General features: G+C 29.2%; 22 protein-coding genes. 3 read left to right on the plus strand and 19 right to left on the minus strand.

Going from position 1 to position 25119, the window contains the following annotated elements:
- The 16 genes from CLOBL_RS04450 to CLOBL_RS04525 all read right to left on the minus strand — a co-directional run bounded on the left by CLOBL_RS04450 (window position 1) and on the right by CLOBL_RS04525 (window position 17452).
- On the minus strand, window positions 1-531 hold the full coding sequence (locus CLOBL_RS04450; RefSeq protein WP_077857914.1) for a cob(I)yrinic acid a,c-diamide adenosyltransferase: 531 nt from the start codon (window positions 529-531) through the stop codon (window positions 1-3).
- Between the two features lie 14 nt (window positions 532-545).
- Complete coding sequence (gene cobT, locus CLOBL_RS04455; RefSeq protein WP_077857915.1) at window positions 546-1637, minus strand: nicotinate-nucleotide--dimethylbenzimidazole phosphoribosyltransferase; 1092 nt, start codon at window positions 1635-1637, stop codon at window positions 546-548.
- Between the two features lie 31 nt (window positions 1638-1668).
- Complete coding sequence (locus CLOBL_RS04460; RefSeq protein ID WP_077857916.1) at window positions 1669-2631, minus strand: glycoside hydrolase family 73 protein; 963 nt, start codon at window positions 2629-2631, stop codon at window positions 1669-1671.
- Window positions 2632-2991: 360 nt separating this feature from the next.
- Window positions 2992-3171: a transcriptional regulator gene (locus CLOBL_RS04465; RefSeq protein WP_009169503.1), complete on the minus strand. Its 180-nt coding sequence runs from the start codon at window positions 3169-3171 to the stop codon at window positions 2992-2994.
- A gap of 169 nt (window positions 3172-3340) precedes the next feature.
- Window positions 3341-4102, minus strand: coding sequence for a cobalt-precorrin-6A reductase (locus CLOBL_RS04470; protein WP_077857917.1), 762 nt, complete (start codon window positions 4100-4102; stop codon window positions 3341-3343).
- A 40-nt stretch (window positions 4103-4142) separates the two neighbouring features.
- Window positions 4143-4712, minus strand: a complete 570-nt coding sequence (locus CLOBL_RS04475; RefSeq protein ID WP_077857918.1) for a GNAT family protein — start codon at window positions 4710-4712, stop codon at window positions 4143-4145.
- Window positions 4713-4739: 27 nt separating this feature from the next.
- Window positions 4740-5474 carry a precorrin-3B C(17)-methyltransferase gene (gene cobJ / locus CLOBL_RS04480; protein ID WP_077857919.1) on the minus strand — a complete coding sequence of 245 codons (735 nt, stop codon included), beginning with the start codon at window positions 5472-5474 and terminating at the stop codon, window positions 4740-4742.
- Window positions 5475-5758: 284 nt separating this feature from the next.
- A complete protein-coding gene (locus tag CLOBL_RS04485; RefSeq protein ID WP_077857920.1) occupies window positions 5759-6736 on the minus strand; it encodes a substrate-binding domain-containing protein in 978 nt (325 codons plus the stop codon).
- A 55-nt stretch (window positions 6737-6791) separates the two neighbouring features.
- Window positions 6792-8783, minus strand: coding sequence for a methyl-accepting chemotaxis protein (locus CLOBL_RS04490; protein WP_077857921.1), 1992 nt, complete (start codon window positions 8781-8783; stop codon window positions 6792-6794).
- 288 nt (window positions 8784-9071) lie between these two features.
- Entirely contained in the window at window positions 9072-11462 is a 2391-nt protein-coding gene (gene lon / locus CLOBL_RS04495) for an endopeptidase La (RefSeq protein WP_077857922.1), read from the minus strand.
- 119 nt (window positions 11463-11581) lie between these two features.
- Window positions 11582-12148: a TetR/AcrR family transcriptional regulator gene (locus CLOBL_RS04500; RefSeq protein ID WP_077857923.1), complete on the minus strand. Its 567-nt coding sequence runs from the start codon at window positions 12146-12148 to the stop codon at window positions 11582-11584.
- Window positions 12149-12296: 148 nt separating this feature from the next.
- Window positions 12297-12668, minus strand: coding sequence for a four-helix bundle copper-binding protein (locus CLOBL_RS04505; protein WP_077857924.1), 372 nt, complete (start codon window positions 12666-12668; stop codon window positions 12297-12299).
- Window positions 12669-12808: 140 nt separating this feature from the next.
- Window positions 12809-14071, minus strand: coding sequence for a S8 family peptidase (locus CLOBL_RS04510; RefSeq protein ID WP_077857925.1), 1263 nt, complete (start codon window positions 14069-14071; stop codon window positions 12809-12811).
- 244 nt (window positions 14072-14315) lie between these two features.
- The gene (locus tag CLOBL_RS04515) at window positions 14316-14693 is read right to left on the minus strand and encodes a SnoaL-like polyketide cyclase (RefSeq protein ID WP_077857926.1); all 378 of its coding nucleotides are present in this window, start codon (window positions 14691-14693) and stop codon (window positions 14316-14318) included.
- Window positions 14694-14741: 48 nt separating this feature from the next.
- The gene (locus CLOBL_RS04520; RefSeq protein WP_077857927.1) at window positions 14742-15743 is read right to left on the minus strand and encodes an acyltransferase; all 1002 of its coding nucleotides are present in this window, start codon (window positions 15741-15743) and stop codon (window positions 14742-14744) included.
- A gap of 233 nt (window positions 15744-15976) precedes the next feature.
- Window positions 15977-17452, minus strand: coding sequence for a methyl-accepting chemotaxis protein (locus tag CLOBL_RS04525; RefSeq protein ID WP_077857928.1), 1476 nt, complete (start codon window positions 17450-17452; stop codon window positions 15977-15979).
- A gap of 310 nt (window positions 17453-17762) precedes the next feature.
- Between CLOBL_RS04525 and CLOBL_RS04530 the strand changes: the two genes are divergently transcribed.
- Window positions 17763-18761 (plus strand): 3-oxoacyl-ACP synthase III family protein, encoded by a 999-nt coding sequence (locus tag CLOBL_RS04530; protein ID WP_077857929.1) that lies wholly within the window; start codon window positions 17763-17765, stop codon window positions 18759-18761.
- Window positions 18762-18912: 151 nt separating this feature from the next.
- Here CLOBL_RS04530 and amrS read toward each other — a convergent pair whose 3' ends face one another.
- A complete protein-coding gene (gene amrS / locus CLOBL_RS04535; RefSeq protein WP_077857930.1) occupies window positions 18913-19899 on the minus strand; it encodes an AmmeMemoRadiSam system radical SAM enzyme in 987 nt (328 codons plus the stop codon).
- A gap of 228 nt (window positions 19900-20127) precedes the next feature.
- Between amrS and CLOBL_RS04540 the strand changes: the two genes are divergently transcribed.
- Entirely contained in the window at window positions 20128-20676 is a 549-nt protein-coding gene (locus tag CLOBL_RS04540; RefSeq protein WP_077857931.1) for a manganese efflux pump, read from the plus strand.
- A gap of 134 nt (window positions 20677-20810) precedes the next feature.
- On the opposite strand, the gene amrA is transcribed toward CLOBL_RS04540, so the two are convergent.
- Both amrA and CLOBL_RS27870 read right to left on the minus strand, forming a co-directional pair.
- Window positions 20811-22217, minus strand: a complete 1407-nt coding sequence (amrA, locus tag CLOBL_RS04545) for an AmmeMemoRadiSam system protein A (RefSeq protein WP_077857932.1) — start codon at window positions 22215-22217, stop codon at window positions 20811-20813.
- Between the two features lie 80 nt (window positions 22218-22297).
- Window positions 22298-22453 (minus strand): hypothetical protein, encoded by a 156-nt coding sequence (locus CLOBL_RS27870; protein ID WP_009169488.1) that lies wholly within the window; start codon window positions 22451-22453, stop codon window positions 22298-22300.
- 379 nt (window positions 22454-22832) lie between these two features.
- On the opposite strand from CLOBL_RS27870, the gene CLOBL_RS04550 reads away from it, so the two are divergent.
- Window positions 22833-24836, plus strand: coding sequence for a KUP/HAK/KT family potassium transporter (locus CLOBL_RS04550; RefSeq protein ID WP_077857933.1), 2004 nt, complete (start codon window positions 22833-22835; stop codon window positions 24834-24836).
- Window positions 24837-25119: the final 283 nt, after the last annotated feature.

Raw genomic sequence — 25119 nt, forward strand, 5'->3', positions numbered from 1 at the left:
TTACTTCTCTATACCTATTCTTGAAGTTATTCCTTTTTCATAAGGATGTTTTATAGCCTTTACTTCCGAAACATAATCTGCAAGCTCAATTAATTTTTCATTTGGATTTCTACCTGTTAATACAACTTCTAAGTCTTCAGGTTTATTTTCTAGAAAGCTTACTACTTCCTCTAGAGAAACTAAATCTAAATTAGTGGAAGCTATTATTTCATCTAATATCAGTAAATCAATTTTTTCATCAATAGCTTTTTTAGTAACTTCTTCAAATCTATTTTCATGTTCATTTTTAGTTGCGATTTGCTCTTCTTCTGTCATGAATTTAAAGAATTTTTTAACTGGTGCTCCTTTAAATACTTTAAAGTTTTCACCAATCTTTTCAATTGAAATCAGTTCACCTGTATCATTATCTTTTAAAAATTGAGTTAATAGTACCTTTTTATTTCTGCCAGCCGCTCTCATTCCAAGGCCCATAGCTGCTGTAGTCTTGCCCTTTCCATCACCACAATAAATATGAATTAATCCCAATTCCATATTATTCATCCTTTCTACTTTTTCATTGCTTTAAGTTCATCTAAATAGCTGTCATCAATTTCAGCTTCTTCAAAGGTTGCCATATTATTCATTATTGCACATGCAGAATCAAGTATAGAAAATGCTAACGGACAGCCGCTGCCTTCACCTAGTCCCATATCTAAATTTAATATTGGACTTAGACCAAGTTCTTTCATTGTTGCTTTAAATCCCAACTCTTTGGAATCATGTGAAGTAAACATATATTCTTTTACTTTATGATTTAACCTAAAAGCTACAAGTGCTGCAACCGCTGATATAAATCCATCTATTACAACGGGAATTTTATAATAAGCAGCACCTAAAAATACCCCAGCCATAGCTGCTATATCAAAACCTCCAACTTTAGAAACCACATCTATTGGATCTTCTTTTATTGGATTGTTTATTTCTATAGCAATCTTTATAACTTCTTTCTTTTTCTCGAAAGCCTCATCTGTAATTCCAGCTCCTCTTCCAACAACCTCTTCCACATTGATATTAGTTAATGATGAAAGTACTGCACTGCTTGTTGATGTATTACCTATTCCCATTTCTCCAACACCAAGTATTTCGTACCTTGAGTTTTTCGCATTCTTTACGCATTCAATTCCAATTAAAATTGCTTTTACAGCTTCATCATAGCTCATGGCAGGCCCCTTAGCCATATTGTATGTTGATTTCCTTATCTTTTTGTTTATGACCTTTGGATGCTCAAAATCACAATTTATTCCTACATCCACAACCATAAGTTCTGTATTATTTGCTTTTGCAAGTACTGCAACCCCAGTTAATCCTTTTGTAAAATTAATTGTTTGAGCCAATGTTACAGATTGAGGTGATGATGCAACTCCCTCTTCAACCACACCATTATCTGAGCACATTATTATAATTGCCCTTTTATTTATATTATTTTTTATTTTGCCTGTAATTCCAGCTAGTTTTATTGACATATCTTCTAATTTACCTAAACTTTTTAGTGGCTTTGCAAGGGAAGTCATTCTTTTATCTGCCTCTATTATTATTTCTTTATTAACATCTTTTATTTCATTTATAATACTATTTAATTGTTCTAAATTATACTCCATCATAATTATCCCCTTTTTATTTAAAAACTTATTAGTTTTTATTAAAATATTTCATCTCACATTCATAATCCAAAAGCTGAAGATTTTGTTCTTGAATAATTCCAATTAATAACTCTGCATAAATATCTTCACCTTTGTCATTTTGTACAGTACTATAACCAGCATTTTCTATTGCCTTTGCTTGCTTTAAATACTGAGTGGCTTCAAAGACCCCACTTTGTTTATATCTTTTATTATTATTAAGAAATTCTCCATAGTCCTTCATTGAATCTTCATGACTATCATAAACACGAAAGTCATCAATAATTTTTTTATTATAGTATTCTGAAGTATTCATCTTAATCTTTTTTCCCTTCCAGCTAGGGTCTGCTTTTATTCCAAATAAATTGTTACTTTTTACACTAAGGTCTGATTTTCCCCATCCGCTTTCCAATATTGCTTGAGAAATTGATATTGAAGGAAGCACTCCATATTTATCATATATTTCTGCTGCCTGAGGATATAATTCCTTAATAAAATCCTGCTTAGAAGAATCATTTAACGTATTTTTTTGAGTTCCTGTATATTTCAGATTTTCTATGTAATGCTGTACCTTTTCCTTTTCTGTTTCATTTAATGATAACTTACTTAATACTTCATCAAGCTCAACTAATCTATACTCATTATTTTTAATTTTAGAGCTTGTACTATTTTTTTCTATAAACATATTTGCGAGATTCTTTAAGCTTTCATCTGTAATCTTAGAAAAATCATTTTTATATCTCACACCATCAATTGCCGCCATATACTGCCAGTTAATCTGAAGTTTATCTTCACTTGCACTATCTGCTGCTTGTATGTACCTTTTTGTATCTAGTCCCTCCAAATTAATATCCTTATATTTTTCATTATATCCTTCATATAATCGCAGTCCAATAATTCCTGTAAACATAATAAAAATTATTAGCAATACTTCTCTGCTTTTCTTCTTGAAATTATTCTTTTTTTTCACCATGTTATTAAGTAACTCCCTTATATACTACATATCTTTTTTATTATAACTTATAAAGACTAATTAATATAAACTTATAGTTTCATCTACATATTAAATATATCAAAAAATGAAAAACTATGCTATTTTTTAGCTAAACTTTAAAACCTCTATATTGTAAGCATACGATTATATTTTATTTAATTAAGATATATAATTCATGAAAACTTCTACCTAATAACTTTATAAATTCTTTAAAATAAAAAGTGAAAAACTATAAATCAAGGAGAAAATTACAAGACAATTTCTAACAATCTAATCTCTAACTTTCATACTCAATTTATAACTTTTCACTTTAAGCTTGTGAATTACCTAATCATATTTCTAATTTGCTGGTTCCCATTTACAACGCACTGGTGATACAATGGCGCTTTCTTTTTTTAATTCTTTAAATGCATTATCAATTTCCTTACGATCTAAGCCAGATAATTTTTCAACCTCACCGGCACTTACAGGTTTCCCTGCTTCTTTCATAACTTCTAATACCTTTTCCTTAACGCTCATTAAATCCAACTCCCTTTATCAATCAAATTGTTTTTCTTTATTATAATATATTAATATTTTTTAATCAATAATTATTATCCATTAAAATCCATTGCTTAAAATTATCATATAAGTCTTCATTAATTTTTACAACTCAGCTTGTATAAATAAGCTTATATAAAACTATGTATTAAATTGCCTTTACTAAATAGTTAATCAATTCCTCTTCATCTTTAAACACCAATTCTCCTGTAAACTTTGGTTTCTCAATCACAATTAACTTAATATGAGCGTCCTTAACAGCCTTATATTTTTCTAATACTCCGCCTTCAATTCCACTATCCTTCGTCAATATTGCTTTAACTTTATACTGCTCAATAAATCCCTTTTCAAGTTCATAGGATATTGGCCCCTGCATTGCAATAATATCTTTTATACTTATTCTAGCTTCTACTATTTTATTTAAAACTTTAGGTGACGGTAAAATTCTATGTATAATCCTATAATTAAAATCTAAATCCAAAAATTTAACAACATTATTTCCGCCCGTTGTATTTAAAACATTCCCATTTATTTTTTTTATTATTTCAATAGCTTCATCATAATCATTAACTCTTATTATATCTTCATCAGTTATGTTTTCTAAGGCACCTTCTCTTTCGTACCTTATGAATTTAATATTAAGCTCTTTCGTACATTGTAAGGCCGTTTTTGTTACTTCCTGGGCATATGGATGTGAAGCATCTACTAAAACTTCAATTTCATTTACCTTAATCCAACTTAACATTTCTTCCTTATTTAATGGCTTTGTATTTAAAACTTTTATATCAAATTCCTTAAGAAGCTCTCCACCATATGTTGTTGCCGTAGAAACCGCAATATTATTTGTATATTTATTTATTAATTCTAAAATCTTTCTTCCTTCAGATGTTCCTAATATAAATCCAATCATATGTCCTCCATTTCTATTTCATCTAAATATTTTGATTCTATTATAACTTATCTTGTATAACTTCCCATTCTTCTTTTAATATTCCATAGCTGATAGAATCATAATATTCATTGTTAACAATTCTTGCTTTCCTATATACTGCTTCTTTTTTTAACTGAAGCTTTTCTGCAAGCTTCATCATTCTTGTATTTCCGGACCAAGTTGATAATCCAATTCTAATAAGTTCTGGATTCTCATCAAATATTTCATTAATCCACATTTTTAAAGCTAAATGACCTATACCTTTTCCCCAATAATTTTCATTAAAAATAACAATTCCAACTTCCATCCACAAGGTTTCTATTGACTTCCAATACCAATTCACTTGTCCAATTATCTCATCAGTATCTTTGTTGGCTATAATCTTTTTATTTTGAAGAACATTTTTTTCTCCATTTAGTAACCGAACTCTATATTCTTCTATATCTTGTTTTAATTCTTCTTCTGTGCTTTGTGCATAATAAGGTCCATTATATTTACGGAATTCACGCGAAGGAAGATTCCAATATAAATAATTCTCTAAATCTTTTAATTCTAATTCTCGTAAATATAAATTTGTTAAATTACTCATTTATTCTCCCTACCTTTTATTCATATATTATATAGATTTTTCTCTTTTATTTTCATAGCCTCTTGGTGTTATGAATTTTTCATCCTTATAATAACTCTTTGAATTTCCTACTATCACTATTGACATCATATCTACTACTTCAGGATCAAAATCTCCAATTGTAAATAATTTATAGCTTTGGCCTTCCCTAAGGGCATGCCTTACTACTGCTACAGGTGTTGAAGCTTTTCTAAATTCTCTTATAATATCAATGCATTCTTTCAAGTAATCTGGTCTTCCTTTACTTTTAGGATTATATAGAGATATTATAAAATCACCTTCTGCTGCAAGTTTTACTCTCTTCTTTATATCCTCATAAGGTGTCATAAGATCACTTAAACTAATATTACAATTATCATGCATAAGAGGTGCTCCAATTACAGAACCTGCTGCACTACTTGCAGTGATTCCTGGAATTATTTCCACCTCTTCATTTTCTCTAAGTTCAAGTATAAGTCCAGCCATACCATAGATTCCTGCATCCCCAGTACTAATTAATGCTACTTCTTTATCCTTACATAGATTTAGAGCCTCTTTGCACCTAGCTTCTTCTCCTTTCATTCCTGTCGAATATAATTCCTTATCTTTAACTAAATCCTTTATCATATCTATATATTTATTGTAACCTACAATAACATTACTTTCTTCAATTGCTTTTAAAGCTCTAAGGCTCATATTTTCAATACTTCCTGGACCTATACCTATTACTCTTAATTTTCCCATAGATCTTATCAACCTCTTTCGTTTTATTTTTTATCTTTCAAATAATCTTAAATTAGTCGTTCTAATTAACCAATAACTGTTATTATATAATTATTTTATATTATAACATTACTACATAATTACTATATATTCAAACTTAAGCGCTATACGAAATTAATGAATTATCTTAAAAATTCTATTTTTCTTGATTACTAATACATAAAAATAGCAAGCCACTGGTACAATATTCATTCCCACATTGACTTGCTATTATTTTGAATTATCGATAATATGTTTAGATTAATCTAACTATATTGTTTCACGTTACTTTTATCTACTTTTTCAAATGGCACCCATATGTGTTTACCATCTTTATCTGCATTTTCTAATTTAGAAATATCATTCCCTGATATTATTTGAGCAGCTGCATCTACTGCACTTTTAGCTTGCCCTTTCGCAGATTGATAAACCGTAAATTTCATACTTCCATCATCAATGGCCTTGCAGGCATTAGCAGTTGCATCAATTCCTACAATAGGGATTGCTTCCGGATCTATTTTATGCTCTTTTAATGAATCTATTACTCCAAGAGCCATTTCATCATTGTTGCAGATTACAGCATCAAATTTTCTATTTGTAGATAAAAATACGTCAAACATATCTTTTGCTCCTTCTCTGCTCCAGTTTGCATTATCTTCAAAAACATAATCAACATTTATACCTTTTTCTTTAAATGTATCTTTTACTGCTTTTGTACGCCCTAATGTAGCCGAGTGTTTTTTCTCTCCCTTTAGTAAAACTACTTTAAGCTCATTCTCGTTTTTTAAATAATCTGCAATATATTCAGCTTGATATCTTCCAGCTACTTCTTCGTTGGATGCTACATAAATATATTTATTTTTTTCTAATGTATCATCACTTGGACTACTATTTAGAAAAACTATTGGTATACCTTGAGCTGCTTTCTTAAGCTGAAGTGCTGTATCTGAATTTACTGGAGCACACAAAATGGCATTATATCCATCTGAAACGGCCTCTTTCATATGTGAAACCTGTGCTTCTATGGATCCTGCAGCATCCATTACCTTTAAATCTATATTTTGGCTTTTCGCATAATCTTCTGCGTCTGTTGTAAGTAGATTTCGAAAACTATCTGAACCATCAGATACTGAAAATAAAACTTTTATGTTTTTATTTGAAACTGCAGTTCCTTTTGAGCTACAGCCTGAAATTGAAGCAAACATCATAATTACAATCAATAATATAGCTATTTTTTTCTGCATACACTTAATCCCCCTTAGTGTTTTATCCATAACTTTTTGAAAGGTTAAATTAACATTATATCTTGAACCTTTGAATTTCCTTACTAAGTTCATCTGATGTATTCGATAATTCTTTTGCATCAGCAGCTACATTTTCACTATTTTTAGTAATATTATTAGATTGAGTAACCATAACTTCCGATGTCGCTAATATTTCCTCAGAACTTGCTGCTTGTTCTTCTGCTATCGCCGCTACTGTTGTTGCAACATCATCTAAATGTCCTACTTTTGTAATCATATCTTGAATTAGGCCATTTGTACTGTTTATTTTGTCAAAGATAGTATCAAAAGTTTCTACAGTCCCACTTATTAAATACGTACTTTCATTTATATAATTGGCACTTTCATGGGATTGCTTTACTGTATCTGAAACGAGTTTATTTATTTCTTTTACAAGGACTGAAATATTACTTACCGATTCAGAGCTTGTATTTGCAAGCTTTCCAATTTCACTTGCTACAACTGCAAAGCCTTTGCCTGCTTCTCCTGCTCTTGCTGCTTCTATTGATGCATTTAAAGATAACAAATTAGTTTGTTCAGCAATTTCACCAATAACATTGATAATATTAGTAATCTCTTTTGAAGACTTTCCAACTTTATTTATAACTTCTTCAAGAGATGTTATTGAATTTCTTATATTTTCCATAGCTACAGTTACCTTTTCCATATCTTCTTTACCTTTTTCTGAAATACCAATAGTTTCTTTCATTTTTTGATCTACATTATTACCATCATCTTTTGTATCACTAACAACAGTTGCCAAAGTTGTTGTACTTTCTGCAATTTCACTTACTGAACTTGCCAATTGATCAACAGTAATATTTAAATTTTGCATAGATTCAGATTGATATTTAGATGAATCATATAGTTCTTTTGAAATTACAGTACTATTTTCAGCTTGCTTATTCATCTCATTCGATACTGTATTAATCTTGTTTATCATACTTCTCATAACTACTATAAAGTCTTTCACACTCTGTAACATTACAGAAATTTCATCATTTCCTTTTACTTCTACATCAACTGTAAAATCTCCATTTGTCATTGCCACAATTGTTCCTGTAAGTATTTTAATTGGTTTTATAACTACTTGTACAACTCTTTCCACTAAAACAATTAATAAAAGTATTGATATAATAGCAATTGCAATCATGAATGTACGAAGATTAGCTAATTCTGAGAAAACTGATTTCACTGGAACATATGATACAAGAATCCAATCTGTTCCCTCCACTTGTTTAAATACAACCATATTATTTTCTATTTCACAAGAATCATATTGTTCATTTTCAAGTTTGACTGCTATCTCTTTAAGCAGCTTATCATTGTTACTTGGATCTAATTTAGTTGAAATTAGAGAACTGTCATCATCGGCTAATATAGTCTTATCTTTATTATCAACTAAGAAAGCTTCTGCATTATTCATTCCTATCATTGAATTTACAATTACCGCTACTTTATCTAAATAAATATCTGCGGATATAACCTTCACTTTTCCTGAATTATCATTTAGAATTGCAGAAGCACTAACAGTATTCTTTCCTTCCTCATTTTTATAAGCCGATCCATATGCCATATTAAGTCTAGTTAATCCTTCTTTATACCACACTGAATCAAGAACATTATTACTAGATTTCTTAGAATCTTTAGCTTTTAACATACTTCCATTTTCATCGCAAATATACAAGCCTTCTGGATAATTACTGTTATAACCATAATATTTATCTAATAGATTCTGTAATTCGTCGTTACTTAATTTTGTATTTTCTATTGAAGTTTTCACAGCTTGAAATGATGCTAAATTTTCATTTAACCATGCCTCAATTTGGCTAACTTGGTTTTTGCTTGAAGATTCTAACAAATCATTAGCTGACTTAGTTATAATACTTTGGGATTTATTGTACGAAACAATAATAAGCAATGATACTATCACAACCATCATCGGAATAATAATTCCAATAAGTTTTACTTTGATTGAATACTTGTTTTTTAATTCTCGGCTGCCCATTAATACTCCCCCTTACTTTAATCAAAAAACACCCATATTTCTAGAACTCATCTCTTCATGTACTTTATTTAACACACAAAACCACTTTTATCTTAAGTAAACGTTTTCTAGGATGCTACACTTAATTAGCTATATTTTTGTCTATATTATATTTTCGTATGAAATATCAAAAAGTTAATAACTTTATCTCTTAAAAATTCAAATCTTTATTAAAAGATAGAGTAACAACATAAAAAGCTCGTTCATAGTAATTCTAAAATACTATGAACGAGCTCCTTAATCTTATACTTAGATTTGATTCATATTAAATGTTTCTTGTGCAAAATTAACTGGACTAAATACATGTTCAACTTTAGGTAATGCTATTCCTAATGTCTCTTTAAGAACTTCCTCTACAGTTTTAACTGGTATAATATTTAGTTGTTCTCTTACTTCACTTGGAACTTCTTTTAAATCAACCTCATTATCCTTTGGAATTAACACCTTTGTTATTCCAGCTCTTTGAGCTGCTAATAACTTTTCCTTAAGTCCTCCTATTGGAAGTACAGCACCCCTTAGAGTAACTTCTCCTGTCATTGCAAGCTTTGAATCTACTTTTATTCCTGTAACAAGTGATGCTAGAGCTGTGAATAATGTTATTCCAGCAGATGGTCCATCCTTTGGAACAGCTCCTGATGGAACATGGATATGAATATCCCTCTCCTTAAAATTCACTGCATTCATTGGCAATCTTGATTTTAGTAAACTCAAGGAGATTTTTGCTGATTCCTTCATAACATCTCCTAATTGACCTGTTAAAGTAACTTGTCCATTTCCTAACATATCAGTTGCTTCAATAAATAAGATTTCTCCTCCTACAGGTGTCCAAGCAAGCCCTGTAACAACTCCTGGTGAATTATCACTTTGAGCTTTATCATGACTCGACACTCTTCTTCCAAGTAAATCCTCTAATTTACCCATTGTAACCTTAAATGGTAATTCAACTTTATTAGATACGATTTTTTCTGATGCAATTCTTGCAAGTGTAGCCAATTGCTTTTTAAGACCTCTCACACCAGCCTCTAATGTATATTCACTTATTACTTTTCTAAGAGCTTCATCTTCTATAACAAACTGTGTGTCATTTAAACCATGCTCTTCAAGAACCGCTGGTATTAAATAGTTCTTACCTATATGGAATTTTTCATTCATAGTGTAACTTGATATCTCAATAATTTCCATTCTGTCTAATAATGGTCTAGGAATTGTATCTAATGAGTTAGCTGTAGCTATAAAAAATACATTGGACAAATCATAAGGTAAATTTAAATAATGATCAGTAAAAGTATCATTTTGTTCTGGATCTAATACTTCTAATAGTGCACTTGCAGGGTCACCATTATAGCCTGTCATAAGTTTATCTATTTCATCTAAAACCATAACTGGATTTATTTCTTCAGCTTTCTTTATGCTTTGAATGATTCTACCTGGCATTGCTCCTACATAAGTTCTCCTGTGACCTCTTATTTCTGCTTCATCACGCACACCACCAAGACTTATTCTTACATATTTTCTTCCAAGAGCTTCAGCAATACTCTTACCTAAGCTGGTTTTTCCTGTTCCAGGAGGTCCAACTAATAGTAGTATAGAACCTTTTTTATCCTTTTTAAGCTGCATTACTGCTAAATGTTGAAGTATCCTATCTTTTACTTTTTCAAGACCATAATGCTGTTCATCTAAAATTCGTCTTGCTTCATTTAAATCAACGGCCTTATCTTCATTCTCTTTCCAAGGAAGCGAAACTAACAGATCTAAATAATTGCGTATTACATTATACTCTGAACTGTTTGGACCTTGACTTTCTAACTTGTCTAATTCCTCTAATGCAGCCTCTTTTATTTCATCTGGCATCTGAGCTTCTTCAATTCTCTTCAAATAATCTTTATCTTTCTTTGAGCTATCACTTTTTCCTTCATTTAATTCCTTTTGAATAGCTCTTAACTGTTCTCTTAATACTGATTCTCTATAATTTTTATTAGCCTTATCAGTAAATTTCTGTGCCAACTCAAATTGTAATTTTAAGGATTCTTTTTGCTTTAATAAATGATCTATAAACTTTAATCCTCTATCCTTTAATGATCTTGTTTCAACTAAATCATATTTTTCTTCATTTGAAAGCGGCATATAAGTAGTTAAATATCCAATAAGCTTATTTAAATCTTTATAGCCTTTAATGCTTACCATAAAGCTTTCCGAACCTTTAAAGTTCTCACTTATTTCACGGGTCACTCTTTTAATGTAACTTATCATCTCTTCTTGATCTTTTTCTGTAATATCAATAATATCTGGTGCTAGCTCGAAGTCTACATTAATTGCATCTTCTTCAAAGATTATTTTTTTTACTTCAACTCTATCTAATACCTTCACTTTAATTTCATAGCCATCTTCTGTTTCATATGTTTCATTTATTTGAAATGAAATACCTACCCGATAAAAATCTTCTTCTTTTAAATTATTCTGATTAAAATTCTGCTTTAAAATCAATGCAACTTTAACTCTATCATCATTAGATAAAACCTCGATTTCGCTTTTACTAAATCTATTTAATCTTAAAGTATCTATCATCCCTGGTAATAAAACAGCACTTGTTGCTACTGGAACTCCAAGTCCTTGATTATATTTTTCTTCTAAATTCATCATATTTATCATCCTTCCTTTAGTTTATTAATAAACGAGCATTCGTTTAAACTTTAGTCTAGTAATAGCGAGATATTTCTGTAATTATATTTTCACAAAATTCTCTCGCCTAGTTTCTGTCACTATTTTATTAATAAAGCATCTTCTATAATCTCAATAAGCTCATCTAATAATTCTGGTTTTTCATCTTCGTCAATGCATGAATTTATTGCAATTGATTTTATCGGGTAAAAAAGTATAGCCATCAGATTATCATTTCTGAAGTTTTTAAAAATCCCTCGTCTTTTCATTGTATCTAAGAAATCATTAAAAATTCTTATGCCTGCTCTTGAGGAACATTGATTAGATAAAGCTGGGCAGCTTGCAAATTGATCTACAAAATGAAAAATTTCACTATTATCTCTAATATAAAGATAGTATTCTGTAACAAGTATTTCTATAAGTTCTTTTCCGCTAGTGCAATCATCAATTTTATCTAGCAGACACTCAAAAATGTCTTCTGAGTACTCCTTATATATATCCTGGAGCATAACCTCTTTATTTTCATAATATATATATACAGTTGCTGGTGATACTCCTGCTTCTCTTGCTATCTTTGAAATAGAAGTTCCATGAAACCCTTCCTTAAGTATTAGCTTAATAACTGCTTCTTTTATATTTCTTTGCTTTTCATCATCTTTCCTTCTCATTTGAACACCTCTATTATTATATTTCTATAATAAACGAACGTTCTTTTATTGTCAAGAAATTTTTGTACTTATAAAAATTAAAAACCGCTACTTATTTAATAGCGATTTTTAATTTCCATCATGATTTTATATTTTATATGATAATACTCTACATATTCAACATGCTTCTACATTCGCTAGCACATTGACGACATATATCTGCACATGTTTGACAATGATTATCACTAAATGTACTGCACTCTTTTGCACAACTTTCACAAATTGCAGCACATACAGTGCATATTTCTCTTATGTGGCCACTTCCTCTTGACATAAAGCAAGCTGAAGTTGAACAAATTTCAGCACAATCCTGAAGTGTTTTAATACAATACATTCTTTCTCTTACATTATCTTCTTGCAAGCATAAGTTTATACACTCCTCACAAATCTGTACACATTTGCTGCATGTATCAATACATGATTGCATTGGATTCCCTTCAGATATTAATGAATTTCTTGACTTAGTCATAGTTGCTTCCATATTTATTTCCTCCCTTATGATTTAACATTACAAAGTATATTTTCTACTAATGGATTTGAAATATACTTAGGAAATTATAGAATATATGCACTACTAAATTTAAAAATATAGGAAGTTATTTTTATTGCAATGTTATATACTTACTTACTTTCCAGTTGTTTAACTTTCTTAATAGCATTATAAGCATCTATGAGGCCATATCCAGAATTCTGATCCTTTCCTTTTGTCATAATATCTTTAGCTGTACTATCTAAAATATTTTCTATCTGACTTGGAGATAGCTTTGGATCTTCTGCCTTGACCATAGCTGCAATACCACTTACTATTGGTGCTGCCATACTTGTTCCATCCCATGCTTCATAACCACCTGGCACTGTGCTTAATATTTCTTCACCTGGTGCGGAAACTTCTATACAATTACCATAATCTGAAAAATCAGCAGTTTTATAGTTATAGTCCATTGCAGCTACTGCAAATGCTCCATCACTAGCCGGGCTAGAGTTATCACTGCTTACTCCATCGTTACCAGCAGCTGCTACTACAAATACTCCTTTGCTCTTAGCATAATTTATTGCCTCTTCAATTGCTTTACTCTTAGCATTAGTTCCGAAGCTTAAATTAATTATATCCGCACCATTATCTACAGCATATTTAATACCTTTAACAATATTAGTTACTTCTCCTTCTCCATCTTCGTCAAGTACCTTTACTGGAATTATTTTTACATTTAAAGTTCCAGTAATTCCTGATATACCGATGTCATTATTTGCACTTGCGGCAATTATTCCCGATACATGGGTTCCATGTCCATTATCATCCATCGTTTCAGAATCATTGTCTACAAAATTATAACCTTTATCTTTTAGTACTCTATCTTTTAAATCTGGATGTGTATAATCTACTCCAGTATCTAAAACCGCAACCTTCACTTCTCTTTTTTGCTTCATCAAAGTCCATGCTTTATCAGCTTCTGTATAACTTATATCCCACTCATACCTATATCCCGGATCATTTACTGCCTTATTATTATTTTCCTTTATTTCTCCTAACTGAAAATCTCTTTTTACAGGAGTTTTTTGTATTGGCTTAATTATTTCTATGATTTTAGGTTCATCAATTATATTTATTCCTTTTATATCTTTAATCTTATCTAAAATATATTGCTCTAACTCGTTTGGCGATGTTTCACTATTTTCTCCATTAGGTTTTTTAACAATTATAATATTTCTTAATATAGTTCTAAGATCATTTCTATCAGTATTCTTCATAGATTTTATAAAATTGCTTAAACAACTTAGCTTACTATTATTTAGATTGCTTTTTTCATAGAAATTGATTGATATATAACCTAATGCTAATACTACTGATACTGCTACTAATATTTTAATAAATTTCCTTGTCATAAAAGCCTCCTACACTTATTAGTATTGGTTAACATTAAAATATATAGGTTCCATAAAAGTTAGCTATTAATAATACTACAAAATACTTATGTGTATTTTATTTAAGTTTCCTATTTTACAATTATCTCTTAATAATAAATTTTTAATCATTTTTTATTCCATATTATAGTATAAAAAAGCTGATATATTGTAATATGCAAAATATCAACCTTTAGCCAATTTTTATATCTAAAATATCTCATTATTATTTTGTATCATAAGGAAAATAATTAGGTACCTTAGATTGATATTCTCTAAGTTTAATAATCTTATTTTCTCCGCTGAATTCAATCCATGAAACACCATTAAAACCATCTAATTTCCCATCATATTCACATTCAAAATACCAATCACATATACTATATCTTTCATTATGAACAAACTCATTTATATTCCAAGCTATCACTCTTCCATGTTTATACCATTCTGTAACCCACTTTTTAACTTGTCCAATTCCTTTATAGGCAGGCCCGTAGCACTCAATATACATTATATTTTCTTCAAACACTTTTTCTAAAACAGATTCATCTCTAATAACCCATGAATTAAAATATTCTTTTATAACTTCTTCTCGTTCTTTCACTTTAAATCATCTCCAATTATGAACACTACTTTACTGGATTATTTCCATTTAAAATAATAATTTTCTTACAAATGTATTCTCTATAATCTTATAGAGCAGCATTGTTATAATAATCGTTAATACTGCTATTATAAATGATTCCGCTACTGAATAATAGATCCCATAAACTTTAAAAATATACGATATATCTGTGCAGAATATTGGCTCATGTAATAAGAATATATAGAATGAATATTTTCCTAAATATTGCAGTAACTTATTTTCCTTTATTCTTATGATCCAAAAATAATATGCAACAACTGACATTGGCCATATTATAAATCGCTTTAATATTCCAGATAAGTTTTCTGAAGTATTTAATGTTAATATTAGAGTTACAAGTATGTATACAACTATTATTAAAATATCCCATCTTTTAAATTTGTTCTTTATATCATACTTACAAAAAATCAATCCCATATGGAAAAATAAATAATAATACACAAAATCGAATGGATGTCCAGCCAATAAATCACTATACCAAGATAAAGCATATTGGATTACTATTATTCCTAAAATAAATATTGTTCTAAACCATTCATTATTTATTATTTTATATATTATTGGGTAAGTTAATGATATAAATACATACATTGGAATATACCATAACTGATACGCAGCATTATAGCCTATAAATATTTTTAAAAAGCTTTTGCTTAAACCAAATATATCTCCATATTCATTATTAGTAATAATGCTTTTTATAAAAAATATAACACTAATTATTAAGAATGGCTTAAATACTTTTGTTATTCTGCTTTTAGCAAATTTTTTATATGGTATATTCAAATCATTTAACGCATATTTATAGCCAGCTATAAATATGAAAATTGGTACAGCCCCATGAATAAGGTTGTCAACTAATCGTGTTATATAATCTGTTTCTTCAAAGTAAGTCATATGTAACACACTTAAAAGGTAATATGCTGTAGCATGGATAAGAACTACAAATATGATAGCAAGTCCACTAAAACTTTGTAGCTCTGGAATCCATTTTTTTGATTCGTTCATAAACTTCCTCAATTCTTTTGATATTTTAGTTTAAAGTAAATTATTCTTGGTATTCTCTATTGAAAGTATACCACTTATAAGTTAAATAATTAATATATTAGGATTGAATTTAGATCTTCTCTATACTTCAAGAAAAGCAAAAAGCCTCTAAAATTTCACCTTAATTTTTAGAAGCTTTTATTACATTAAAATATTTCCTATTAAATTTTACAAATTAAAAGTAATTTTTTTCATTATTCATTTGAAAGCTGCAATGAATTTAATTCATCACATATATTGTCTATATCATTATAACTACTAGTTATATTTGACACTCCATTATTAAGTTCATCAATGGCTGCAAAAATTTCTTCTATGGCTGCTGCCGTAGTTTCTACATCTTCACTTATAGTATTTACCGAATGTAATGCACTTGTTACCGATTCTTCTAATGCTGAAGATTGTGAGCTGACATTTTTTGAATGATCTAGTACATTCAAATTATTATTATATACATTAGCAAACAATTCCTTAACATCATTAGTACGTTTGCTACATAATTCAATGGATTTTTGCTCATTTAAAACTTGTTCACATACTGATTTTGTCTTACTTAATATATTATTTGATATTAGTTCTACCTGACTTGTAGAAACCTTAGAGTCCTCTGCGAGTTTTCTAACTTCTTCTGCAACAACCGCAAATCCTTTTCCATGTTCTCCAGCTCTTGCTGCCTCAATTGATGCATTAAATGCTAATAAATTTGTTTGCTCTGATATCTCATTTATTGTACTAATTATCTGCATTATTTTTGCATTTTCATCACTTAATTCATTTATCAATTTCACTGCATCCATAATATTGTCATTTACTTTATCCATTTCAGTAGTCAATATTCCAACTGTTTTATTACCTTTTTCTATAACCTCTCCTGTTGAAATAGATAACTGTGACATTAAATTAGTTGCATTTGTAACTTCTTTTACTTTTTCAACACCAAGGCTCATTGATGTTTTCATATCATTCATTATATTAACTTCCCTACTTGCTCTATCTGCGACTTCACTAGTTGAAGTTGTAATATCTTGTGTTATTTGAGCTGTTGCAGAAATTCCGTCTTTAATTTTAATATTAGCAGTAGTTAAAACTTTTATAGTATCGGATATTCTGCCTAATAAAGTCTCTGCTTTACCCTTTGCCTCTTCTATAATTTTATGATTTTGTTCCTGATCTCTATAAATAATTTTTGAAATAATAGCATTAACTGATAATATTGCTGTGCCTGCTAAAACATATAATATATAGAATGCCAATTCAGTATAATCTACTGATACGAATAATGTAGTTCTATAATTAATAAATGCATATAATATAAAGCATACACTTGCTATTGCCTCTATAATCATAATTTTCAAATCTTGATATACACTTATAGCTATAAGACTATAATAAATAAGTATAAAATTAGCTAAATTAGGCTCAGACATAAACATTATGCAAATTACGATAATGTACATAGGTACAGAATAATACATACCTTGAATTATTAATTTCTTTTTCATCAAAATTAAGCCTATTAAAAGTAATGGAATTGACACCCCTAATAACATAAATATAGCTCTTGCTTCCACTTTTAAGAAAACATCAAAAATCGTTCTTAATATTACTGAAAGAAAAAAACCTAAAAGTAATATCTTATTTTTTATTTCTATATTTTTTTTGTAATCCATTTATTTTCCCCCTTATATCTTCCCTATATAACTTGGACTAATCTAAAATATTCTCGTCTAACTTTAATAAATATTTCCCGCTATTTAATTATTATATCATATAATTCTCCATGTTTATCATTTTTTGTTACTAAATAGATCATTTTCAAGCATTTACGTAAATTTATTACACGCTTGCAATTGAATATTTAAATTAAATTATATTTATTATTACTTATTTTTTGATTCTATGTAATCTTTCGCCAATTTTTGTGGTATAATTATCCTTTAATGTATTTTAAAAACTTTTATTATTAGGGGGTATTATAGGATGAATGTAAAAATAAACAAAATAGAATATTATCATCCAGATACAAAGTATTCAAATGACTATTTCTTAAACCACTTTTCACAGCAAGGCACTGATATCTCAGGGCTACTTAACGTAACAGGACGAAAAAACAGATATATCTCAGATGATTTTCATGAAAATTCATTAACTATGGCTATTGAAGCAGCAAAAAAGGTAGTAAGAAATTCTAATGTCGATATTAACGATATTCATTTAGTAGTTTTCGTTTCTACTACTCCTGAATTTTTATCTCCTACAAATGCTGTAAAAATACATAATGCCTTAGGCTTAAGTAAAAAATCAAATGCATATGATATGAATGGAAATTGCTCAGGTATGATAACTGCAGTAAATCAAGTTAGCAGAGTAATGAAAACTGATTGTAATATAAGATATGCCTTAGTTGTAGGATCTGATCAATTAGTAAGGTACTCCAGAAAAAATGAAGCAATAACATATTCAAATTTTGGAGAATCTGCATGTGCAGTTTTACTTGAAAACACAAGCGATACTACCTCAGACTTCATTGATAGTTCTTCTTATGTAGATAGCACACTATGTGAATACATAAACTTTCCACCTAGTGGTTTTTCCAAATTTCTTCCTATGGATGAATATGAGGAGAAACATAATAGAATTATTGAATGGATTGACTTTGATACAGATGAGGCTTTTGCTAGCTGCATAGATTCTGTAAATGAAATACTTGCTAGAAATAACTTAAGCAAAAATGATATAAAATTATACTGTTTATCTCAATTTGCGAAGAAAAATATCGAGTTAATTATGCAGGGTCTTGAAGAACCAGCTGAGAAATTTCCTTTTGTGGGAGATAAATTTGGTTATACTGGCGTAACAAGTCCATTCCTTGCTCTATCAGAATCAATATCTCGCAATGAAATTAAACGTGGAGATAATGTCATACTATGGACAGTTGGTGCAGGAGTCGTCGCTTCATGTATTCTTCTTAGATACTAATATTTGAATTAAAATTAATTTATATAATTATCTGTATAAAACCTGTTATGTTTATTAAGTAAAATTAGTCAAATGATAAATTTGGCTAATTTTATTTAAACCTCGAAAATAAAAAACTCAATTTAAATTTATAACTTCTAATCTATTATTTCTAAATTATTATGTTTATAATTTCACCACACTTTTCACATTTATTATCTTTCATGAACACTTTAGTATAGTATCCACTTCTCTCAATAAGAAGTTCATTACACTTTGGGCAGTAGGTATTATTATCTACTCCTTGCACATTCCCTATATAAACATATTTTAAGTATTTCTTAGCTTCATTTTGAGCTTCTTTTATAATTTCTACTTTTGTTGCTTCGTTTTCCATCTTATATCTTGGAAAATATCTGCTTAAATGAAGAGGAATATTTTCATTAACACTGGCTATAAATTCTGCTATCTGCCTAGCTTCTTCTATGGAGTCATTTTCTTCACTTACAAGTAGGGTTGTTATTTCCACATGACAATGGTCATTACATCTTTTTATTGTTTCTAGTACTGGTTCCAGTTTTGCACCACAGATATTATTATAGTATCTATTAGTATATCCTTTTAAATCAATATTCATAGCATCAACATATGGAAGTAACTTCATAAGTGGTTCTTCATTAATATATCCATTAGTCACTACTACAACATTAGTATCCGAATAATTTTCTTTTATACTTTTCGCTGTATCATACATATATTCATACCACATGAAAGGCTCATTATAAGTAAATGCAATTCCAGCATTGTTTTCTAACTTTTTAATAATATCAAGCAGCTTTTCTATATTTACGTATTGAGTTTTAGGTTTCCCTTGAGATATTTCATAGTTTTGACAGAAACTACAGGTCATATTACATCCAAAGCTTCCAATAGATAATATTTCCTTTGAAGGTTTAAAATGATATAGTGGCTTTTTTTCTATAGGATCAACCGCCATTGAAGTTACTTCACCATAATTTACCGCAACAGGACTATTAGATTTTACTGTTCTCACTCTGCATACTCCAAATTTATTTTCAGCTATAATGCAATTATGTGGACATATTTTACACCTAATATTATCTTTTTCCTCTTCATAAAACGGTATTTTAACATCCATAATTTTTCCACCATCCTTAATTAATTAAGTTCCTTCTTTTCTATTAATAATTATTCCACATGTTTTATAACATAGTATATTCTCCTACATATAATGTATAAAAAGCATAGACTAACATCCTCAAAGAAAAACGTTACTTACCTTGATTACATTCTAATTTTACTTAATTTATTTATATATCTAAAAAATATAATCTTATTTTTTAGATGATTAAAGGGGGTGAATTCTATGCAATTACTATATTTATTTATAATAGCAATTCTTAATAGTATAGATAATTTCGGGGTAGGTATAGCTTATAGCGTAGCTGGCATAAAAGTAAATCTACCTAAAAATATTTTAATAGCGTTTCTCGCTTTTATTGTTTCTTTTATAGCCTCTTTATCTGGTCAATTTATATCTCATTTTCTTAGTGATAGTGAATGTACTATTGTCAGTATGTTGTTATTAATATTAATGGGTATAAATATGATCTATAGATCACTTTATAATAAAAAAGATAATTCTGTAGATAAAATTAAAGAAATAGGCTATAAAGAGGCTTTATCTGTAGGTGTTGCTTTAGCACTTGATGATGTAAGCAGCTCAGTTAGTTCTGCTTTAATCGGTTATAGCCCATTCATGATATCATTTCCATACTTTCTAATAAGTTTAGCTATATTTTCCTTTGGAAACTATGCTTTAAAATTTATTTCTAAATTGAATTTTGGAAATAAACCTACTATTTTAGCTGGTATATTAATGATTGTGATAGGTCTATCTCAGTTTTTTGACTAATATCGTAATCATGAACTTGGTTTGATACAAATTTTATCTTTGTATTTTAATATGGAGGTTTATTTACTTTGATATTATTACTTAAAATTAAACCTCCATAATTTACATTTTAAATTTCTAAGCTACTTAACAAATTATATTTCCTTATACCTTATGACTTCAAATCTTTCTATCTTATACTTCTCATCAAAATCTATATTTCCTTTATCACATGCGATCTCTAATTGTTTCTCTATAGTATTCACACCATCTAAATCTGGAAGTAATAGACCTCTCCTCATACCTGAAGATACAATAACTCCATACTTTTTAGGATCTAAATCTTCTTTATTACATGATTCTGAATCCATAAGTACATCTACAGATATGTCTATATCCTCCATTTCCTCTTCTGAAACTGCTGGAAACCTAGGATCATGCATAGCTGCTTCTATAGAATTTCTTATTATTTCCTCTGCCACAGAATTTGTTGTAGGTGCTATGGTTCCTATACATCCTCTGAGATTACCAAATTTCTTTAAAGATACAAAAGCTCCATGCTTTTCCTTTAAAAGCTCTTCTGGTAAATTTGAAATATTACTTATACTTTTCCCATGAGAAAAATAATAGTTCAAATTTTCTCTAGCAAGCTTAACATAAGGATTACTGTTATTTAATTTCTTTTTAAGATTCTCTTCTTTATGTTTTATTAATTCATTTAAATAGCTTTTATCTGCATTCAGCCTTTTTAGTTTCATTACTCCATATCCTACTCCAAAAGTTCCCTCATAAGATAATAGTTCTCCTTTTATTTCCTTGCCCTCCATAGCTCCAAGAAGTATATAAATAGAATTCAAGCCACATTGCCCTGCTTCATTAATCATAGTTTTATTTAAATTAAAAGCTCCAATAACATCACCTTTTTCAAGATCCTCTAATAGTTCGCGATCAAACTTTTCTCCATAAGGTGAATAAGAGTATGGACCTTCTTCCTTCAGCTTATGAGATAAGTCTCCACTAGCTATAATCACAATTTTTCTATTTAATTTCCCTGCCACATTCTTTATTTCCATACCAAATTTATATAAATTTATATCTCCTATCATAGAATAAGTAATATGGACTAACTTATAATCCGTATAATACTTATTTACAAAATATAAAGGAATCATAGTTCCATGGTCTAATTCATAATTAACATTATATCTATTTAATAATTTTGTATCTACAAGTACTGACGGAATTCCTTCTAGATGACATACTGTCCCAAGCTGTATATTAAATTCCTTATCTATTGCAATATCCATGTTTATATTAGTGCATCTAAATTGACTTAGATCTCCGGAAATTCTTTCTTCATCCGATACAGCTATAGCATCACTGAACATTGTAGCATGGGGAGTTATAACGATTATAGTCTCCGGTTTAATATCCGCTATTTCCCTTCCTATTTCATTACATGCTAAAGTTGTTTGCTCAATTTTTTTCTCCTCGCCTCTCCCTATATCAGGTATTATTATTGGTGGATGCGGCATTAAATAAAATCCTGCTATATTTTCCATTCTCTCACCTCTAAAAAACTTAATTCATTAAATACATGATATGCATTAGCATAACACTATAAGTATTATGCTAATGCATATCATTCTAAATCTTTAGCTTTTTCATTGCTTTTAACTTTCTCTAAATAATCTTTTTGATTCACTATATTTTCTTCAAAATTTTCTACAGCATGTTTAGTGAAATTTCCTACACTCATTATATGCTTAAACTTATCTCCTTCATTATTTTGGTTCATAATTAATTCCTCCTCATTAAATACATATTCGTAAGGCAAAATTCATTAACCATATTTAATGACTCTATGAATATGCCTAAATATAATTATTGCTTTCAATAATAGTATTACAATAATAATTGATTTTATAATTTATTATTATTTTCTATTTCTATCTGCTCAAAAATTTTTTCTACAATGTTTAAAGCTTCGAATTTTATTTTTAAGTAAACCGCAAACATATTTGAATCCTTAAATGGAAATACTAAATCGATTCCACAAATAATGGTTTAAATTATTATTATAGTTTTATTAATTTTTAAGAAGTGTTTTACTATATTTAAAGAATTTTATTATACCTAATGTGGGAGCAAACTATAACTATAAAGGAAGGCTGAATATGAATAAAACTTTAAAACAGAATGATATTAACAAACTCACCCTAAGTGGTGTCATCATCGCTCTTGGTGTAGTTTATGGTGATATAGGTACTTCACCTCTATATGTAATGAACTCAATTCTCCAGGGTAATGGCGGTCTAAAAAACATATCTGAAAGCTTTATTCTTGGAGTCTTATCTCTCATATTTTGGACTATTACTGCATTAACCACAATAAAATATGTTGCTATAACTTTAAATGCAGATAATAAAGGCGAAGGAGGTATTTTTTCTCTCTTTACCTTAGTTCGTCATCGCGCGAAATGGCTTATTATTCCCGCTATGATCGGCGGTTCTGCACTTCTAGCTGATGGAATGTTAACCCCAGCCGTAACTGTAACTTCTGCTATTGAAGGATTGGATTTGATCCCCAGCTTTAAAACTACTTTAGGTTCTAATGAAAATAGCATCATTATAATTGTAATAGTAATTATAAGTATTCTTTTTTTCATTCAACACTTTGGAACTGATATAATTGGAAAACTGTTTGGTCCTGTTATGCTTATTTGGTTCTTGTGCTTAGCATTATTTGGAATTATAGGACTTTTTCATGATTGGACTTTATTACGTGCCCTTTCTCCATATTACGGATTCAAAATTCTCTTTAGCAACGAAAATAGACAAGGATTTTTTATTCTCGGGAGTATATTTTTATCAACAACAGGTGCAGAGGCTCTTTACTCTGATCTTGGGCATGTTGGGAAAAATAATATCTATGGTTCTTGGCCTTTTGTTAAAGTATGCTTATTATTAAATTATTTCGGGCAAGGAGCCTGGATACTATCAGCTAGGAAAAGAACTGAATTTCTTAACGCAGATAATTTGAATCCTTTTTTTCAATTAATTCCACATTATTTTTTGCTCTTCGGCATAATAATTTCTACCCTTGCAGCAATTATTGCTTCACAGGCCTTAATTTCTGGTTCTTTTACTCTTGTTTCTGAAGCAATTAAATTAAATTTATTTCCTAGATTGCATACTATGTATCCATCTAAGTCTAAGGGACAGCTTTATATGCCTTCTGTTAATAAAATATTATGGATTGTTTGCATTGGTATAGTTCTTTATTTTAAAAGCTCAACACGAATGGAAGCAGCTTATGGACTCTCAATTACTGTTACAATGATCATGACAACCATTCTTTTATTTAATTATTTATTAAAGAGAAAGGTTCCTTTTCTCTTTGCATTATCTATACTTATCTTATTTGGTATAATTGAAATCTCGTTCTTTTTAGCCAACATTGTCAAATTCATGCATGGTGGATTTATAGCAGCCTTAATAGCTTTAGCCATTCTATCTATTATGTATATTTGGATTAAAGGTTATTATATTAAAATTCGTTTATTAGAATATGTGCCAATTGAAGATTATAAAGAACAGTTACATATGTTACGTCAGGATAACGATCGTCCCAAATACACAACAAACCTTGTATGTTTAACTAGTAGCAGCAAACCTAAGGAAATTGAAAGAAAAATATTGTATTCCATCTTAGATAGAAAGCCTAAAAAAGCTGATGTTTACTGGTTTGTTAATATTATCGTTACTGATGAACCCTACATTGCAGAATATTCCGTAGATACTTTTGGAACATCATATATCGTCAAAGTCCAAATAAAACTTGGTTTTCGGGTAGAGCAAAAACTAAATGTTTTTTTACGTCAAATTTCAGTGGAGTTAGTTGAAAGTGGAGAAGTACAAATTCAATCCAGAAACTATACTACAATCCCTGAAAGAAAGCTTGGAGATTTTCGTTTCCTTCTAATTCAAGAACGGCTTTCATACGGATCAAAATTAAACTTTTGGGATGAATATATACTTAAAGCTAAATTATTTATAAAGAGATATACAGTTACCCCTGAAAGATGGTTTGGACTTGAAACTAGTGAAGTTGATGTTGAAAATGTTCCTTTTTTTGTAGGAATAGATGATAGCATAAAATTAAAAAGAACATCAAAATAATAAATGTTTTTGACTGGTTATTTACATATAAATATTTAGATAATAGGAGCCATACATAGTAAAATGAAGAATCCTTCTGTGTATGGTTCCTATTCTTAGAAATTCTATAATAATTCCTCTTATCTTCATGATAAAGACAATTTGACTTGTTTTTCTAAAAGTTATATCATAGATATTATTTTAAAAGTAACTCATGATATAACTTTTAAGTTTCTCTTATTGATTTTATAACTATAGAAATTATTACCAAATAAAGTTTTAAAAATCACAAAAGTTCGTAAAA

Origin of the sequence: Clostridium sp. BL-8 (assembly GCF_002006495.1) — a bacterium.
Classification (GTDB): domain Bacteria; phylum Bacillota; class Clostridia; order Clostridiales; family Clostridiaceae; genus Clostridium.

What these genes read in the sequence shown, in the direction of transcription:
- CLOBL_RS04460 (WP_077857916.1), bottom strand. Translation starts at nt 2,631, where the DNA reads ATGGTGAAAAAAAAGAATAATTTCAAGAAGAAAAGCAGAGAAGTATTG.
- CLOBL_RS04530 (WP_077857929.1), top strand. Translation starts at nt 17,763, where the DNA reads ATGAATGTAAAAATAAACAAAATAGAATATTATCATCCAGATACAAAG.
- CLOBL_RS04505 (WP_077857924.1), bottom strand. Translation starts at nt 12,668, where the DNA reads ATGGAAGCAACTATGACTAAGTCAAGAAATTCATTAATATCTGAAGGG.
- CLOBL_RS04470 (WP_077857917.1), bottom strand. Translation starts at nt 4,102, where the DNA reads ATGATTGGATTTATATTAGGAACATCTGAAGGAAGAAAGATTTTAGAA.
- CLOBL_RS04490 (WP_077857921.1), bottom strand. Translation starts at nt 8,783, where the DNA reads ATGGGCAGCCGAGAATTAAAAAACAAGTATTCAATCAAAGTAAAACTT.
- CLOBL_RS04510 (WP_077857925.1), bottom strand. Translation starts at nt 14,071, where the DNA reads ATGACAAGGAAATTTATTAAAATATTAGTAGCAGTATCAGTAGTATTA.
- CLOBL_RS27870 (WP_009169488.1), bottom strand. Translation starts at nt 22,453, where the DNA reads ATGAACCAAAATAATGAAGGAGATAAGTTTAAGCATATAATGAGTGTA.
- cobT (WP_077857915.1), bottom strand. Translation starts at nt 1,637, where the DNA reads ATGGAGTATAATTTAGAACAATTAAATAGTATTATAAATGAAATAAAA.
- CLOBL_RS04485 (WP_077857920.1), bottom strand. Translation starts at nt 6,736, where the DNA reads ATGCAGAAAAAAATAGCTATATTATTGATTGTAATTATGATGTTTGCT.
- CLOBL_RS04500 (WP_077857923.1), bottom strand. Translation starts at nt 12,148, where the DNA reads ATGAGAAGGAAAGATGATGAAAAGCAAAGAAATATAAAAGAAGCAGTT.
- CLOBL_RS04465 (WP_009169503.1), bottom strand. Translation starts at nt 3,171, where the DNA reads ATGAGCGTTAAGGAAAAGGTATTAGAAGTTATGAAAGAAGCAGGGAAA.
- amrS (WP_077857930.1), bottom strand. Translation starts at nt 19,899, where the DNA reads ATGGATGTTAAAATACCGTTTTATGAAGAGGAAAAAGATAATATTAGG.
- CLOBL_RS04475 (WP_077857918.1), bottom strand. Translation starts at nt 4,712, where the DNA reads ATGAGTAATTTAACAAATTTATATTTACGAGAATTAGAATTAAAAGAT.
- cobJ (WP_077857919.1), bottom strand. Translation starts at nt 5,474, where the DNA reads ATGGGAAAATTAAGAGTAATAGGTATAGGTCCAGGAAGTATTGAAAAT.
- lon (WP_077857922.1), bottom strand. Translation starts at nt 11,462, where the DNA reads ATGATGAATTTAGAAGAAAAATATAATCAAGGACTTGGAGTTCCAGTA.
- amrA (WP_077857932.1), bottom strand. Translation starts at nt 22,217, where the DNA reads ATGGAAAATATAGCAGGATTTTATTTAATGCCGCATCCACCAATAATA.
- CLOBL_RS04550 (WP_077857933.1), top strand. Translation starts at nt 22,833, where the DNA reads ATGAATAAAACTTTAAAACAGAATGATATTAACAAACTCACCCTAAGT.
- CLOBL_RS04540 (WP_077857931.1), top strand. Translation starts at nt 20,128, where the DNA reads ATGCAATTACTATATTTATTTATAATAGCAATTCTTAATAGTATAGAT.
- CLOBL_RS04520 (WP_077857927.1), bottom strand. Translation starts at nt 15,743, where the DNA reads ATGAACGAATCAAAAAAATGGATTCCAGAGCTACAAAGTTTTAGTGGA.
- CLOBL_RS04450 (WP_077857914.1), bottom strand. Translation starts at nt 531, where the DNA reads ATGGAATTGGGATTAATTCATATTTATTGTGGTGATGGAAAGGGCAAG.
- CLOBL_RS04525 (WP_077857928.1), bottom strand. Translation starts at nt 17,452, where the DNA reads ATGGATTACAAAAAAAATATAGAAATAAAAAATAAGATATTACTTTTA.